13 protein-coding genes and 1 tRNA gene are annotated in these 15282 nt (G+C 71.1%); 10 read left to right on the top strand and 4 right to left on the bottom strand.

Annotation, left to right across the window (positions count from 1 at the left end):
* Nucleotides 1-82 precede the first annotated feature (82 nt).
* Both sepX and AOQ53_RS07210 read left to right on the top strand, forming a co-directional pair.
* Nucleotides 83-1276 carry a divisome protein SepX/GlpR gene (gene sepX, locus AOQ53_RS07215; RefSeq protein WP_059415980.1) on the top strand — a complete coding sequence of 398 codons (1194 nt, stop codon included), beginning with the start codon at nucleotides 83-85 and terminating at the stop codon, nucleotides 1274-1276.
* An 82-nt stretch (nucleotides 1277-1358) separates the two neighbouring features.
* Nucleotides 1359-1432, top strand: a tRNA-Ala gene (locus tag AOQ53_RS07210).
* Between the two features lie 59 nt (nucleotides 1433-1491).
* Here AOQ53_RS07210 and AOQ53_RS07205 read toward each other — a convergent pair.
* Entirely contained in the window at nucleotides 1492-1968 is a 477-nt protein-coding gene (locus AOQ53_RS07205; RefSeq protein WP_059415978.1) for a GNAT family N-acetyltransferase, read from the bottom strand.
* Nucleotides 1969-2027: 59 nt separating this feature from the next.
* Between AOQ53_RS07205 and AOQ53_RS07200 the strand changes: the two genes are divergently transcribed.
* Complete coding sequence (locus AOQ53_RS07200) at nucleotides 2028-2831, top strand: exodeoxyribonuclease III (protein WP_059415976.1); 804 nt, start codon at nucleotides 2028-2030, stop codon at nucleotides 2829-2831.
* An 11-nt stretch (nucleotides 2832-2842) separates the two neighbouring features.
* On the opposite strand, the gene AOQ53_RS07195 is transcribed toward AOQ53_RS07200, so the two are convergent.
* Nucleotides 2843-3490 (bottom strand): MerR family transcriptional regulator, encoded by a 648-nt coding sequence (locus tag AOQ53_RS07195; RefSeq protein WP_059415974.1) that lies wholly within the window; start codon nucleotides 3488-3490, stop codon nucleotides 2843-2845.
* A 130-nt stretch (nucleotides 3491-3620) separates the two neighbouring features.
* Between AOQ53_RS07195 and AOQ53_RS07190 the strand changes: the two genes are divergently transcribed.
* From AOQ53_RS07190 to AOQ53_RS07175, 4 genes are all read left to right on the top strand, one after another.
* Nucleotides 3621-5210, top strand: a complete 1590-nt coding sequence (locus tag AOQ53_RS07190; protein WP_059415971.1) for a flavin-containing monooxygenase — start codon at nucleotides 3621-3623, stop codon at nucleotides 5208-5210.
* Nucleotides 5207-6130 carry an alpha/beta fold hydrolase gene (locus AOQ53_RS07185; protein WP_059415969.1) on the top strand — a complete coding sequence of 308 codons (924 nt, stop codon included), beginning with the start codon at nucleotides 5207-5209 and terminating at the stop codon, nucleotides 6128-6130. The genes AOQ53_RS07190 and AOQ53_RS07185 overlap by 4 nt, the downstream gene beginning before the upstream one ends.
* Complete coding sequence (locus AOQ53_RS07180) at nucleotides 6127-7011, top strand: SDR family oxidoreductase (protein WP_059415966.1); 885 nt, start codon at nucleotides 6127-6129, stop codon at nucleotides 7009-7011. Before AOQ53_RS07185 ends, AOQ53_RS07180 begins: the two co-directional genes overlap by 4 nt.
* Nucleotides 7012-7087: 76 nt before the next feature.
* On the top strand, nucleotides 7088-7309 hold the full coding sequence (locus AOQ53_RS07175) for a hypothetical protein (protein WP_059415965.1): 222 nt from the start codon (nucleotides 7088-7090) through the stop codon (nucleotides 7307-7309).
* A gap of 80 nt (nucleotides 7310-7389) precedes the next feature.
* On the opposite strand, the gene AOQ53_RS07170 is transcribed toward AOQ53_RS07175, so the two are convergent.
* Complete coding sequence (locus AOQ53_RS07170; protein WP_059415963.1) at nucleotides 7390-10701, bottom strand: S41 family peptidase; 3312 nt, start codon at nucleotides 10699-10701, stop codon at nucleotides 7390-7392.
* A 164-nt stretch (nucleotides 10702-10865) separates the two neighbouring features.
* Between AOQ53_RS07170 and AOQ53_RS07165 the strand changes: the two genes are divergently transcribed.
* Both AOQ53_RS07165 and AOQ53_RS07160 read left to right on the top strand, forming a co-directional pair.
* Nucleotides 10866-11465: a TetR/AcrR family transcriptional regulator gene (locus AOQ53_RS07165; protein WP_059415961.1), complete on the top strand. Its 600-nt coding sequence runs from the start codon at nucleotides 10866-10868 to the stop codon at nucleotides 11463-11465.
* A 102-nt stretch (nucleotides 11466-11567) separates the two neighbouring features.
* A complete protein-coding gene (locus tag AOQ53_RS07160; protein ID WP_059415958.1) occupies nucleotides 11568-13769 on the top strand; it encodes an MMPL family transporter in 2202 nt (733 codons plus the stop codon).
* Nucleotides 13770-13832: 63 nt separating this feature from the next.
* On the opposite strand, the gene AOQ53_RS07155 is transcribed toward AOQ53_RS07160, so the two are convergent.
* On the bottom strand, nucleotides 13833-14972 hold the full coding sequence (locus tag AOQ53_RS07155; RefSeq protein WP_059415956.1) for a glutathione-independent formaldehyde dehydrogenase: 1140 nt from the start codon (nucleotides 14970-14972) through the stop codon (nucleotides 13833-13835).
* Between the two features lie 84 nt (nucleotides 14973-15056).
* Here AOQ53_RS07155 and AOQ53_RS07150 point away from each other — a divergent pair, with 84 nt between their 5' ends.
* Nucleotides 15057-15248 (top strand): hypothetical protein, encoded by a 192-nt coding sequence (locus AOQ53_RS07150; protein WP_059415955.1) that lies wholly within the window; start codon nucleotides 15057-15059, stop codon nucleotides 15246-15248.
* Nucleotides 15249-15282: the final 34 nt, after the last annotated feature.

The raw sequence follows: 15282 nt of genomic DNA, 5'->3' as shown, positions 1-15282 counted from the left end.
AGTTCGAAATATCAGCCAGATCGTGCGACACACCGGCTCAATTGGCAGATGGCCTCACGCAAACCCCTCTACCGTGTGAGGCGTGAGCAGCAGCGGCCTCATCTACGCAGTCATTGTCGGGGCCTGGGCCGCCTACTTGGTGCCGATGTGGCTCCGTAGGCAGGACGAGCTGAACGAGGCCCGTCCGACGGAACGCTTCAGCACCGCCATCCGGCTTCTGTCCGGAAAGGCGGCCATGGAGCGCCGGTACGCCAGGGACCTGCGGGCGCGCTCCGCCGAGGAGGGGGAGCAGGACGCCGACGACCTGGACGCCGTCACCGACTCGGTGGACGTCCGGGCCTTCGCCGTGTCCAAGACGCGTCCGCAGACCCAGGCACCCGTACCGTCCCCCGCCCCCGAGCAGCCGGCCCGCCCGGCGCCCGGACCGGCGAGTGCCGAACGCGGACGGGGCCCAGTGCCCGCCGCCCGGCGCGGCGCGACGCCCCAGGCGAACAAGGCGAACGAGGCGGCCGCAGCGCGGGCCCGGCGCTCGAAGGTGCTCGCGCGCCGTCGGCGCACCACCACCATGCTGTTCCTCGCCTTCACCCTCGGCGCGATCGTCGCCGCCGTCGGGGGCCTCGCGTTCCTGTGGGCGCCCGGTGTGCCCGCCGTCATGCTCAGCGTGTACATCGCGTACCTGCGCTCCCAGGAGCGCCGCCGCTTCGCCTACCAGATGGACCGCCGCCGGGCCGAGGTCGCGGCCCAGCGGCTGCGGGAGCGCCAGCGGCAGCCCCGCCGGCGCGCCGCCACCGACGAAGCGGCCGACGACCCGGAGGAAGGACCCGAGCCGACGACCGACCCCGGCCTGTCGGCCCTCGCGGCGGACCGGCGCGCACTCGTCGAGCAGACCGACCACGCCGAGTGGGTCGACCAGCAGCGCGAGCGGCAGCGGCGGCCGGGGCAGGGTGACAGCTGGGAGCCGGTGCCGGTGCCCCTGCCGACCTATGTGACCGCACCCGTCGCGCCCCGGGCCACCAGTGACGTGGACCTCGGAGCCCCCGACACCTGGAGCTCCGCGCGGTCGAGCGCCGTGACCCCGGACCACGAGGACGCCCCGGCCCCCGCCGACAGCGCGGACCCCGGCGAGGCGGAGCATCGCGGGCAGGAAAGAGCGGACGACGACGGGCGCAGTGACGCCCGCCGCGCGGCCTCCGCACGGCGGGCACGGGAGCGCGGCCGCACGCCGCTGTTCGACCAGTACGAGGACGGGGGCCGGCCCCGGGCCGCCAACGAGTAGCCCGCGAAGCCGCAGGTGACCGCCCTTCGGGAACGGATTTCCAAGCAGGCCGATCGGGGTGCTAAAGTTTCACTCGTTGCAAGGGCCTGTGGCGCAGTCCGGTAGCGCACCTCGTTCGCATCGAGGGGGCCAGGGGTTCAAATCCCCTCAGGTCCACGCAGCTTCGAGCCCCTGTCGGCGAAAGCCGACAGGGGCTCTGCTCTGTTCCCAAGTGCTCAGAGGCTCTTGGCGAAACACCGGCTCGACTCGTAATGCCGGTAGTAGCCGAACTTGGCGCACGGCTCGTAGCCGCTGGACGTGTACAGGGCTATGGCCTCCGGCTGCTTGAGGCCCGTCTCCAGGACCATGCGGATGCGGCCGGCCGCGCGGGCGTCCTCCTCCAGGGCGGCCAGGATGCGGCGGGCGAGGCCCCGGCCGCGCATCTGCTCGATCACGTACATGCGCTTGACCTCGGCGTCGCCGTCCAGGTTGCCCTCGTCGTTCGTGTCCTGAGCGCGCCAGCCGCCCGAGGCGACGGGGGTGCCGAGCTCGTCGTACGCGATCAGGTAGATGCCGTTCGGCGGCTCGAAGTCCGACGCGGCCATGACCGTGGCGTCACCGTCGTCCCCGTAGCGGACGGCGTACTCGGCCTGGACCTGGTCGTTCAGCTTCACGGCGTCGGGGTGGTCGAAGGAGACCCGGCGTATATGCATCCGGCTACCGTATTCGATCCGGAACTGGACCTCGTCCAGTGTGCCGGTATCGTGCCGGGGTGCTCACTGTGACCTCTGTGAATGTGAACGGGCTGCGTGCCGCCGCGAAGAAGGGCTTCGTGGAGTGGCTCGCGCAGACCGATGCCGACGTGCTGTGTCTCCAGGAGGTGCGGGCCGAGCCGGAGCAGTTGCCCGAGCACGTCCGCGATCCCGAGGGCTGGCACGTGGTGCACGCGCCGGCCGCCGCCAAGGGGCGGGCCGGGGTGTCCCTGTACAGCAGGCGTGAGCCGGACCGGGTCCAGGTCGGGTTCAAGTCCGCCGAGTTCGACGGCAGCGGGCGGTATGTCGAGGCGGACCTGCCGGGAGTCACCGTCGCCTCCCTGTATCTGCCCTCGGGTGAGGTCGGGACCGAGCGGCAGTACGAGAAGGAGCGCTTCATGGGCGAGTTCCTCGCCTATCTGAAGAGGCTCCGGGAGCGGGCCGCCGCCGAGGGGCGTGAGGTGCTCGTCTGCGGCGACTGGAACATCGCCCACCAGCGGGCCGACCTCAAGAACTGGCGCGGCAACACCAAGAGCTCCGGGTTCCTGCCCGAGGAGCGGGAGTGGCTGTCCCAGGTACTCGATCCCGCGGACGGCGGGTACGTCGATGTCGTACGCGCCCTGCACCCGGACACCGAGGGGCCGTACTCGTGGTGGTCGTACCGCGGGCGGGCCTTCGACAACGACACCGGCTGGCGGATCGACTATCACGTGGCCACCCCGGGGCTCGCCGGGCGGGCGGTCAAGGGGTTCGTGGAGCGGGCCGCCACGCACGCGGAGCGGTGGTCCGACCACGCGCCGGTGACCGTCGTCTACGACCGCTAGTGCCTCGGCGGTCAGCCTCCGCCCCCGCGCATCCTGCGGTCCATGGCCAGTGACAGCTCCGCCTCCACCACGCTGCGGGCCAGCGGGCGCAGGCGGGGCAGGTCGTCTTCGGAGGCGTGGCGCAGGACCAGGCCGGTGAAGAGTTCGGCGAGGGCGTCGGCGTGGGTGCGGACCTGCTTGGCCGCGCCGAGGACCTCCGCGAGGGGGATGCCCTCGCGGACCAGGGCCGAGGAGACGTCCAGGAGGCGGCGGCTGATGTGGACGATCTCGTTGCCGTCGGTGCCGAGGTAGCCGAGCTCCATCGCGGCGGCGAGGTTCTCGGGGGTGGCCTCGCCCGCGAAGTGGTCGGCGAGTTCCTCGGGGGTGAGGTGGACCGGCTCCTCCTCGGTGGGGGCGCCGACGCCGAGCAGGTCGCCGACGTCCCGGCCGTGGTCGAAGGCCTCCGCCAGCTCCGCGATGCCGCTGAGCGTGTGGCCGCGTTCCAGCAGGGCCGTGATCGTGCGCAGCCGGTTCAGGTGCTGGTCGTCGTACCAGGCGATCCGGCCTTCCCGGCGAGGTGGCGGGATCAGCTTGCGTTCGCGGTAGAAGCGCAGGGTGCGCACCGTGATCCCGGCCAGGCGGGCCAGCTCTTCCATGCGGTATTCACGCTTCTCGGCCACCTGGGCACCTTAAGGCGTACCGAGGGTAACTTTCCTCGACGGCCCCCTACCCATCAGTACGCGACTGCCCTAGTCTCCCATTGCGCCAGTGTTCACTGGCATGGTTCTCGTGGTGTGTGGAGGTGTCGGCATGGGCGAACGCGAACACGAACGCGAGCATGTGCGGGTCGCGGTGGTCGGTTCCGGGTTCGGCGGGCTGGGGGCCGCCGTGCGGCTGCGCCGCGAGGGCGTCACCGACTTCGTCGTCCTGGAGCGGGCGAGCAGCGTCGGCGGGACCTGGCGCGACAACAGCTACCCGGGGTGCGCGTGTGACGTGCCGTCGCATCTGTACTCGTTCTCCTTCGCGCCCAACCCCGACTGGCCGCGCACCTTCTCGGGGCGGGAGCACATCCGCGCCTACCTGGAGCACGTGACGGACACGTTCCGGCTGCGGCCGCACATCCGCTTCGACTCGGAGGTGAAGCGGATGACGTGGAACGCCGAGCGGCTGTGCTGGGACATCGAGACCAGCAGCGGGAATCTGTCGGCGGACATCGTCGTCTCCGCCACCGGACCGCTGTCCGACCCGAAGATCCCGGACATCCCCGGGCTGGACTCCTTCCCGGGCAAGGTCTTCCACTCGGCCCGCTGGGACCACGACTACGACCTGTGCGGCAAGCGCGTCGCGATGGTGGGGACCGGCGCCTCGGCCATCCAGATCGTGCCGGCCATCCAGCCCGACGTGTCGCGGCTCACGCTCTTCCAGCGCACCCCGCCGTGGGTGATGCCCCGCGTCGACCGGGCCATCAGCGACGCCGAGCGGTGGCTCCACCGGCAGCTGCCCGTCACCTCGCAGCTGCGGCGCGGACTGCTGTGGGGCATCCGGGAGTTGCAGGTCCAGGCGTTCACCAAGCGCCCGAACCAACTCGGCTTCGTCGAGCAGTTGGCCCGGCGCAACATGGCCCGCGCCATCAAGGACCCGGCCCTGCGGGCGAAGCTCACCCCGGACTACCGCATCGGCTGCAAGCGGATCCTGCTGTCCAGCGACTACTACCCGGCGCTCGCGCAGCCCAATGTCGACGTCGTCGCGAGCGGGCTGGCCGAGGTCCGCGGATCGACCCTCGTCGCCGCCGACGGCAGCGAGGCCGAGGTGGACGCGATCGTCTTCGGCACCGGGTTCCACGTCACCGACATGCCCATCGCCGAGCGGGTCGTGGGCGCCGACGGACGGACTCTCGCCGAGACCTGGAAGGGCGGCATGGAGGCCCTGCGCGGCGCCTCGGCCGCCGGCTTCCCCAACTGGATGACGATCATCGGGCCCAACACCGGCCTCGGGAACTCCTCGATGATCCTCATGATCGAGTCCCAGCTGAACTACCTGGCCGACTTCGTCCGCCAACTCGACGTCCTGGGGGTCCCCCCAGGCCCTTCGGGCTCTGGGGGAGGCCGGGTCGCCCTCGACGCCCGGCCGAGCGCCGTACGCGCCTGGAACCACCGGGTGCAGGAGCGCATGAAGCGGACCGTGTGGAACGCCGGCGGCTGCACCAGCTGGTACCTCGACGCGAGTGGCCGCAACACCACCCTCTGGCCCGGTACGACAGCCGAGTTCCGGCGGGCGACGCGGCGGGTGGACCTCGCGGAGTACGAGGTCCTGCGGGCCCCGGCGGCCGAGCAGACGGCCAAGAAGGCCGAGAAGAAGACCGAGAAGAAGACCGAGAAGAAGGCCGGGGTGGACGCGTGAGCCGCCTCCTGTCCGTCGACGCCGGGCCCTACGCCCCGCCCGCCCCCGCGCGCGAACTGACAGCCGTCTCCGCTGACGGCGCCCGGCTGCACGTCGAGATACACGGGCCCGACGGCGCCCCCGCCGTCGTCCTCGCCCACGGCTGGACCTGCTCCACCGCCTTCTGGGCGGCGCAGATACGCGACCTGGCCGCCGACCACCGGGTCATCGCCTACGACCAGCGCGGCCACGGACGCAGCCCCGCGAGCCCGGCGTGCAGCACCGACACCCTCGCCGACGACTTGGAGGCCGTACTCGAAGCCACCCTGGCGCCCGGCGAACAGGCCGTGGTCGCCGGGCACTCCATGGGCGGCATGACCGTCATGGCGGCCTCCGGGAGAACCGCCTTCCGCGAGCACACCGCCGCCGTTCTGCTGTGCAGCACGGGCAGTTCGCAGCTGGTCGCCGCCTCCACCGTCGTCCCCATGCGGCCCGGGCGGCTGCGGACCTGGCTGACGCGGCGGATCCTGGGCTCCCGGGCGCCACTCGGCCCGGTCACGCCGCTGGCCCGCCGGATCCTCAAGTACGGGACCATGGGCCCGGGTTCGGCACCGCACATGGTCGAGGCCTGCGCCCGCATCGTGCACGCCTGCCCCCGCGAGGTCCGCTACACCTGGTCGCACGTGCTGGACCTGCTCGACCTCGACCACGGCGTACGGGAGTTGACCGTGCCCACAGCCGTCGTCGTCGGTACGGCAGACCGGCTGACACCGCCGGTGCAGGCCCGGGCCCTGGCCGAAGCGCTGCCGCACTGCACCGGGCTCACCGAGCTGCCCGGCATCGGCCACATGACGCCGGTCGAGGCGCCCGAGCTGGTCACCGGGAAGATCCGTGAACTCGTCGGGGCACACATCCAGGTCGCATCCGAGGAGAGCGCATGAGCAGGGTGAACCTTGAGGGGAGGGTCGCCGTGGTGACCGGGGCGGCGCGCGGCGTCGGGGAGTTGCTGGCCCGCAAGCTCTCCGCGCGCGGCGTGAAGATCGCACTGGTCGGGCTCGAACCGGACGCGCTCAAGGAGGTCTCCGGGCGGCTGCACAGCGACAGCCACCACTGGCACGCCGACGTCACCGACCACGAGGCGATGGACCGGGTCGCGCAGGAGGTCAAGGAGCGCTTCGGCAGGGTCGACATCGTCGTCGCCAACGCCGGTGTCGCCACGGGCGGTCCGTTCGCCGACTCCGACCCGGAGTCCTGGCGGCGGGTGATCGAGGTCAACCTGGTCGGCTCGGCGGTGACGGCCCGCGCCTTCCTGCCGCTGTTGCTGGAGAGCCGGGGGTATCTGCTCCAGATCGCGTCCCTCGCCGCGATCACCCCGGCGCCGATGATGACCGCGTACTGCGCGTCCAAGTCCGGGGTGGAGGCCTACGCGCACAGTCTGCGCGCCGAGGTCGGGTACCGGGGCGTGAAGGTCGGCGTCGGGTACCTGTCGTGGACCGACACCGACATGGTGCGCGGGGCCGACCAGGACGACGTCATGCGGGAGTTGAGGCAGCGGCTGCCCTGGCCGTCCAACAAGACGTACCCGCTGGGCCCGGCGGTGGACCGGCTCGTGGCCGGGATCGAGCGCCGGTCGAGCCATGTCTACGGGCAGTGGTGGCTGCGCGGGATGCAGGGCGTGCGCGGATATCTGCCAGGGGTCATCGGGACGGTGGGCCGGCGGGAGATGCGGCGGTTCGCGGACCGGCTGACGGGCACGCGCACGGGCCTCGTCGGGGCGGGCGGAGTGGCCGATGAGCAGCAGCGGGCTACGCTCCGTAAGTGATCGACATGCGCAGCGTCACGGCCCGTGTGAATCTGGTCGGGCCAGATCCCCTCACCCCCAACGGGAGTGAACCCACATGGGTATGAAGGACCAGTTCCAGGAGAAGTCCGAGCAGTGGCAGAACCAGGCCCGGCAGAAGGCGGACCAGGCTCGCGAGCAGATGCAGGGCCGCGGCCGCCGGCGTGACGAGGACATGGACCCCTCGCAGCCGCAGCGCGACCGCGACCGCGACCGCGACCGTGACCGCGAGCGTGAGCGCGAGCAGGAGGACCGCTTCGACCAGGACTACGACGCCTGACGTTGCGTGCCGAAGGGAAGGGGTGCCCCGCGCGGGGCACCCCTTCCTCACGCCCTGGGCCTTCTCAGGTCCTGGGCTTCTCACGTCCTGGGCGGCAGCTTCGGACGGGAGCGGTCCGGTACGTCGCTGTAAGTCGGCGGTGCCGCCGGCGGATTGGTCTCCAGCAGCCCCAGCGCCAGCTCCACCGCGTCGGTCAGCTGGGCGTGACGGCCCTCCGCCCAGTCCAGCGGGGTGCGCAGGACGTCGATGTCGGGGGCGACGCCCTTGTTCTCCACCGACCAGCCGTAGGCGTCGAACCAGGCCGCGTTCATCGGCACCGTGATCACCGTGCCGTCCCCCAGCTCATGGCGGCCGGTCATGCCGACCACACCGCCCCAGGTGCGCTGCCCCACCACGGGGCCCAGCTTCAACAGCTTGAACGCGGCGGTGATCATGTCGCCGTCGGAGGAGGTCGCCTCGTCCGCCAGGGCCACCACCGGGCCCCGCGGCGCGTTCGAGGTGTACGACACGGGCTGGGCGTCGCGGGTCAGGTCCCAGCCCAGGATCGTGCGGCTCAGCGTCTCGATGACCAGCTCGCTGATGTGGCCGCCGGCGTTGCCGCGCACATCCACGATCAGCGCGGGCCGGGACACCTCCATGCGCAGATCGCGGTTGAACTGTGCCCAGCCCGAACCGCCCATGTCCGGGATGTGCAGGTAGCCGCACCGCCCGCCGCTCAACTCCCGCACCACCGCCCGGCGTTTGGCCACCCAGTCCTGGTAGCGCAGCGGCCGCTCGTCGACGAGCGGGACGACGGCGACCCGCCGGGGCGGGCCCGCGCCCTCCGCCGACGAGAAGGTCAGCTCCACCGTCGTACCGCCCGCGCCGGCCAGCAGCGGATACGGGCCCGCGTCCGGATCCACCGGGCGGCCGTCGACGTGGGTCAGGATCGCCCCCTCGCGGATGCCCGTGCCGGCCAGCGGGGAGCGGGCCTTGGAGTCGGAGGAGTCGCCGGCCAGGATCCGCTTGACCATCCAGCCGCCGTCCCTGCGTACGAAGTTGGCGCCCAGCAGGCCCTGCCGGCGCTGGTAGTGCGGCGGGCCCTCGTTGCGCCGGGCGGCGGCGACGTAGGCGTGGGACGTGCCCAGCTCGCCCAGCACCTCGCGCAGCAGATCGGCGAACTCGTCCGGGGAGGCGACCCGTTCGACCAGCGGACGGTACTGGTCCAGCACTCCGTCCCAGTCGATGCCGCACATGCCCGGCTCCCAGAAGTACGCCCGGATCAGCCGTCCGGCCTCCTCGTACGCCTGCCGCCACTGAGCCGCCGGGTCGACCACGTGCAGGATGCGGCGCGCGTCGATCCACACCGTCGTGTCGGCGTCGCCGGGCTCGGTCGCGGGCACCGCGCGCAGCTCGCCCTCGTCGACGATCACCAGCCGTGTGCCGTCGCCGCTGACCGCGAAGAAGTCCAGGTGCAGGGCGAGTTCGGACTTCTTGGCCTTGGTGATGCCGAAGTGCTCCAGCGTCGGCCGGCCGCTGGTGTCGTCCGGGTTCGCGAACGTCTCGCCCAGCGCGCCCGAGATCGGCCAGCGCAGCCACACCAGCCCGCCGCCCGCCACCGGGTGCAGCGCCGAGTACTTGGAGGCGGCCACCGGGAAGGGCGTGACCCGGCTCTCCAGCCCCTCGATCTCGACGGTCACGGCGCCGTTCTCCCCGTTCTCGTCGTCCTCCACCGGGTCCAGGCCCCCGGCGGCCGGGCGGCCCTCCGGGCTCAGCGCGAACGGGGAGGGCGTCGCGGAGGACAGCGGGACGAGATACGGGCGGCAGCCCAGCGGGAAGGACAGGTCGCCGGTGTGCACGTCGTAGACGGGGTCGAAGCCGCGCCAGGAGAGGAAGGCGAGGTAACGGCCGTCGCTCGTGAAGACCGGGTTCTCGTCCTCGAAACGGCCGTTGGTGACGTCGACGACGAACCTGTCCCCTTCTGCCGTTCCGGTGAGTCGGGCCATCTTGATCTGCCGCAGTGTCCGCCCGATCCCCGGATGCGACCAGGTCAGCCACGCCCCGTCCGGGGAGAACGCGAGGTCGCGCACGGGGCCGTTGATCGACCGGATCAACTCGGTGACGACGCCGCCCGAGCCTGCCGGGTCGCCGCCCGCCGTGACGCCTTCTTCTGTTTCCTCCAGGCCGTCCTCCGCGCCGTCGTCCTCCGCGACATCGACGAGCAGCAGTCGCCCGTCGTGCGAGGCGACCGCCAGCCGCTCGCCCTCCGGGTCCGACACCAGCTCGCGGATTCGGCCCAGTTCGCCCGAGGCCAGCCGCCGTGGCCCGCGGTCGCCGCTCGCCCGGGGCAGGAAGGCGATCTCGATCGCGTCCTCGCCCTCCGCGTCCGTCACATATGCCACCCGCCCGCTCGCGCCGAGCATCTCCGGCATCCGCACCCGGACGCCCGGGGTGTCGGTGAGGGTGCGGGCCGGCCCGTCCCGGTGGGTGAGCCAGTACAGGCTGCCGCGTACTACGACCGCGCTGGCCCGCCCGGTCTCGTCGACCGAGATCCCGTCGACGTGCTGGGCCGCCGCCACCTGGTACGGGCGCCGCCCCGCGCGCGGCCCGCTCAGCCGTACGTCCAGCCGGCGCGGCCCGGAGTCCGGTGACAGGTCGTCGACCAGCCACAGGTCGCCCGCGCACTGGTACACCACCCGGGTGCCGTCACTGGAGGCGTGCCGGGCGTAGAAGGCGTCGTGGTCGGTGTGCCGGCGCAGGTCGGAGCCGTCGTAGGCGCACGAGTAGAGGTTGCCGACGCCCTCGTGGTCGGAGAGGAAGGCGATCCGGCCGCCGACGAACATGGGGGAGTGCAGATGGCCGCCGAGACCGGCCAGCAGCCGTTCGCCGTGCAGCCACAGCCTGCCCGTGGCGCCGCCCCGGTAGCGCTTCCAGGCGGCCGGTTCGTGCGGCGGGGTGCCGGTGAGGAGGAGAGACTTGCGCTCCCCGTCCAGATCGGCGACCTGGATGTCGGCGACCGGGCCCCAGGGCAGCTTGCGGCCCGGGTCGCCGTCGAGGGACACCTTGTAGGCCCAGGTGAAGTACGAGAAGGGCTCGCCGTGCGAGGCCACGGCCAGGATCTCGCCGTCCGGGGTCCAGCCGCAGACCCGGGTGTCGGCGCTGCCCCAGTGGCTCACCTGCCGGCCCGGGCCGCCGTCCACCGGGATGAGATGGACCTCGGGCACCAGGCTGCGCCAGCTCGTGTACGCGAGGTGGCGGCCGTCGGGCGAGAAGCGGGGGTGGCCCACCTTCGTGCGGTCGACGGTGAGCCGCCAGGCGCGGCCGGGGTCGTCGGCCGGGGCGAGCCAGAGGTCGTCCTCGGCCACGAAGCTCAGCAGGTCGTCATGGATGTGTGGCAGACGCAGATAGCTCACCTCACCATGCTTTGCCCGGGGGCGGACCGGAGCAAGTTATGACAAACCAGCGGGCTGGCTGCCTCGTGACCGAGAGCACGTACGAAACGGTTTCGTTTTTATGAGGGCTGCGCTACATTCATGACGTACGAAACCGTGTCGTTCGGAGCAGGAAGGTGAGCGAGATGGCTGAGGTCGCCACCGCGCGTCGCAGTCGGATCACCCCCGAGCGTGAGGCCGAGCTGTACGCGGCCGTGCTCGACCTGCTCCGCGAGGTCGGCTACGACGCCCTCACCATGGACGCCGTGGCCGCTCGCACCCGGTCCAGCAAGGCGACGCTCTACCGCCAGTGGGGTGGCAAGCCGGAGCTGGTGGCGAAGGCGATCCGGCACAACAAGCCGGGCAACATCGCCGATATCGACACGGGGTCCCTGCGGGGCGACCTGCACGCCCTCACCTCGCGTGAGGACGACTGCACCATGCAGCAGAACGCCGCGCTGATGCGGGGTCTGTTCATGGCGGTGCACGGCAACCCGGACCTCCTCCAGGCGTTCAAGGAACTGCTCATCGAGCCGGAGATGGAGGAGTTCCACCGGGTGGTGCAGAGGGCCGTCGACCGCGGCGAGGTCCAGGCCGGCCGCCCGGCGCTGGACTACATCGTGCACATGTTCGTGGGCGCGTTCGCCACGCGCACGCTGATCGACGACCAGCCGCCCACGCAGGAGTTCCTCCTCAAGTACATCGACGCCGTGGTCCTCCCCGCCCTCGGCATTCCCGTCGACTGACGATTCCCTGAGTCAACCCTCCACCTGACGTCACCGCTCACGTCGTCGGGCTGATCAGCCCTGCCCAGAACCAACCCACGACCTGACCGGGAGTACGCCCTCGTGGCCACATTCCTCTGCAAACTCGGCCGGATCTCGTTCCGGCGGCGGCATGTCGTCGCCCTGATATGGGTGGCCCTGCTGACCCTCGCCGGTGTCGGCGCGGCCGGCGCCCCCGCCGCCGGCAACAGCTCGTTCTCCATCCCCGGCACCGAGGCCCAGAAGGCCTTCGACCTGCTGGAACAGCGCTTCCCCGGCGCGAGCGCCGACGGAGCCACCGCACGGGTCGTCTTCAAGGCGCCGAGCGGCGAGAAGATGACCGACCCCGGTAACAAGGCGACCGTCCAGGAGACCGTCAAGGAACTCGCCGACGGCTCCGAGGTCGTCCGCGTCACCGACCCGTACCAGGCGAAGGCCGTCAGCAAGGACGGCACGATCGCGTACGCGCAGGTGTCGTACAAGGTCTCCGGCATGGAGCTGGAGGACTCCTCCCGCGACGCCCTGGAGGACTCCGCGCAGGACGCGCGGAAGGCGGGGCTCACCGTCGAGATCGGCGGTGACGCGCTCCAGACCGTCCCGCACACCGGCACCACCGAGATCATCGGCATCGCGGTCGCCGCGGTCGTCCTCGTCATCACCTTCGGCTCGCTGGTCGCGGCCGGTCTGCCGCTGCTGACGGCGCTCATCGGCGTGGGCATCGGCGTCTCCTCGATCACGGCGCTGGCCAGCGCGCTGGACCTGGGCTCGACGACCTCCACCCTCGCGATGATGATCGGCCTCGCGGTCGGCATCGACTACGCGCTGTTCATCGTCTCCCGCTACCGGGCCGAACTGGCCGAGGGCCGCGACCGGGAGGAGGCGGCGGGCCGGGCCGTCGGCACGGCGGGCTCCGCGGTGGTCTTCGCGGGCCTCACGGTCGTGATCGCGCTGGTGGGCCTGTCCGTCGTCAACATCCCGATGCTGACGAAGATGGGCGTCGCGGCGGCGGGCACGGTGGCCATCGCGGTGCTGATCGCGCTGACCATGATCCCGGCGCTGCTGGGGTACGCGGGCCGGAGGGTGAAGCCGGCAGGGGAGAAGGGCAAGCTGCTCGGCCGGGCCAGGACGCAGGACAAGCCGGTGAAACCGAACCTGGGCACGCGCTGGGCGAGCTTCGTCGTGCGCCGCCCGGTCGCGGTCCTGCTGCTCGGCGTCGTCGGCCTCGGCGCGGCGGCCGTCCCGGCGGCGAGCCTGGAACTGGGTCTGCCGGACGACGGCTCCCAGCCGACGTCCACCACGCAGCGCCGCGCCTACGACCTCCTCTCCGAGGGCTTCGGGCCGGGCTTCAACGGCCCGCTGATGGTCGTGGTCGACGCGAAGGACAGCGACGACCCGAAGGCGGCCTTCACGGCGGTCGACGACGAGATCAAGGGACTCGAGGACGTCGTCACGGTGACGCCGCCGGCGCCCAACAAGGCCGGCGACACGGCGACGATCACCGTCATCCCGGACTCCAAACCGTCGTCGGTCGCGACCGAGGACCTGGTCCACTCCATCCGCGGCAAGGGCGCCGGGATCAAGGCCGACTCGGATGCGAACGTGCTGGTCACGGGTCAGACGGCGATGAACATCGACGTCTCCGAGAAGCTGAACGACGCCCTGATCCCCTATCTGGTGCTGGTGGTCGGCCTGGCCTTCCTCCTGCTGATCGTGGTGTTCCGCTCGATCCTGGTCCCCCTGAAGGCTGCCCTCGGCTTCCTCCTGTCGGTGATGGCGGCCCTCGGCGCCGTGGTCGCGGTCTTCCAGTGGGGCTGGCTGGCGGACCTGATGGGCGTCGAGCAGACCGGCCCGGTCATGTCGATGATGCCGATCTTCATGGTGGGCGTGGTCTTCGGCCTGGCCATGGACTACGAGGTCTTCCTGGTGACCCGGATGCGGGAGGCCTACGTCCACGGCGAGAAGGCCGGCCAGGCGATCGTGACGGGCTTCCGGCACGGCGCCCGGGTGGTGACGGCCGCGGCGGTGATCATGATGGCGGTCTTCGCCGGCTTCATCGGTTCGTCCGAGTCCATGGTCAAGATGATCGGCTTCGGCCTGGCGATCGCGGTCTTCTTCGACGCGTTCGTCGTCCGCATGGCCATCGTCCCGGCCGTCCTGGCCCTCCTCGGCCGCAGGGCCTGGTGGCTGCCCAAGTGGCTGGACCGGGCGCTGCCCAACGTGGACGTGGAGGGTGAGGGGCTGCGCTCGGCGTCCGGGGACCAGGACGAGGAACTGGTGCGCGCCTGACCGCACCCCGAGAGACCGGCCGGTGAGGGCCCCGTGGGGACGGGGAGCCCTCACCGGCTCATCTCATGCGTGCGGGTGGAGGACGACCTTGGTGTAGCCCTCGACGCGCTTGTCGAACTTCTCGTACGCCGTCGGCGCCTGGTCGAGAGGAAGCTCGTGCGAAACGACGAAGCTGGGTTGCGCACGGTCCTCGATGATCATGTCACGCAGCTGACGGTTGTAGCGCTTGACGTTGCACTGACCGGTGCCCACGCGCAGCCCCTTTTCGAAGAGCCGCCCGATGGAGACCATGAGCATGCCCTGCTTCGCCTGCTCGTCCGGTCCGCCGGGGTCGCGCGGGACGTACAGGCCGGGCACGCCGAGCGCGCCCGTCGGCCGGACCGTCTCGACGAGCGAGTTCAGTACGGTCGCCGGTTCCTCGCGGTCCTCGCCCTGTGCCTGCGCCTGGTAGCCGACGGCGTCGATCCCCTTGTCCGTGCCCTGGCCGTCGGTCTGTTCCTTGATCTGCTCCGCCGGACTGCCCTGGGTGAAGTCGACCGGCACGGCACCGATCTCCCGCGCCTTCTGCAGCCGCTCGGCCACGCGGTCGACCACGAACACCTTGCTCGCACCGCGCAGCATCGCGGAGTAGGCGGCCATGAGCCCGACCGGGCCGCCGCCGTAGACCGCGACGCTGTCACCGGGACGCACGTCGGCCAGTTCGTTGCCGTGGTAGCCGGTCGGGAAGATGTCGGCGAGAAGGACGAAGTCGGTCTCCTTCGCTGTGCCCTCGGGGAGCTTGAGGCAGTTGAAGTCGGCGTACGGCACTCGCACGTACTCCGCCTGGCCTCCCACGTAGGGCCCCATCGCGACATAGCCGTAGGCGCCGCCGGCGAAGCCCGGGTTCACGGTCAGGCAGAAGCCCGTGAAGCCGGCCGTACAGTTCTTGCAGAAGCCGCATGCCACGTTGAAGGGCATGACCACCCGGTCGCCGCGGCTGAGCGAGGTGACCCCCTCTCCTGTCTCCTCGACGACCCCGAGGTTCTCGTGGCCGAACACGATCCCCGGTTCCGCGGCGGTACGGCCCTCGTACATGTGCAGGTCCGAGCCGCAGATGGCGGTCGAGGTGACACGGACGATCACATCGTTCGGGTGCTGGATCCGTGGGTCCTCCACTTGCTCTATCGCTACCTCGAAGGGGCCTTTGTACACGACAGCCCTCATCGTCACGCACCTCCAACTGTGCCGTGGGTCATATACCAGGCTGGTACATGATGAGACGATTTGCATCTACAGAGGGAAGGAACAATGGCTTTGTCAGGACGTATCGGCACATTGCTCGTATCTGTCCCCGGCCTGTCCGGCATCGTCTATCCGGTGGGGACGCGCGTGACCATCCAGGGCACCGGAGGGTCCGTCGACGGTTTCGTCGACGGAGACTGGCTGCCGCTCGCGTGGTGGGAGTTCGCGGATGTCCGGCCGGAGGACGGCACCGGCTGAAACCACCTCGCGTGCGCCGTACACGTACCGCTAG

Source organism: Streptomyces azureus, assembly GCF_001270025.1.
In the GTDB taxonomy this organism is placed as follows: Bacteria; Actinomycetota; Actinomycetes; order Streptomycetales; family Streptomycetaceae; genus Streptomyces; species Streptomyces azureus.
The sequence above is the reverse complement of the archived record's forward strand: the minus strand, read 5'-3'. Positions and strand labels throughout refer to the sequence as shown.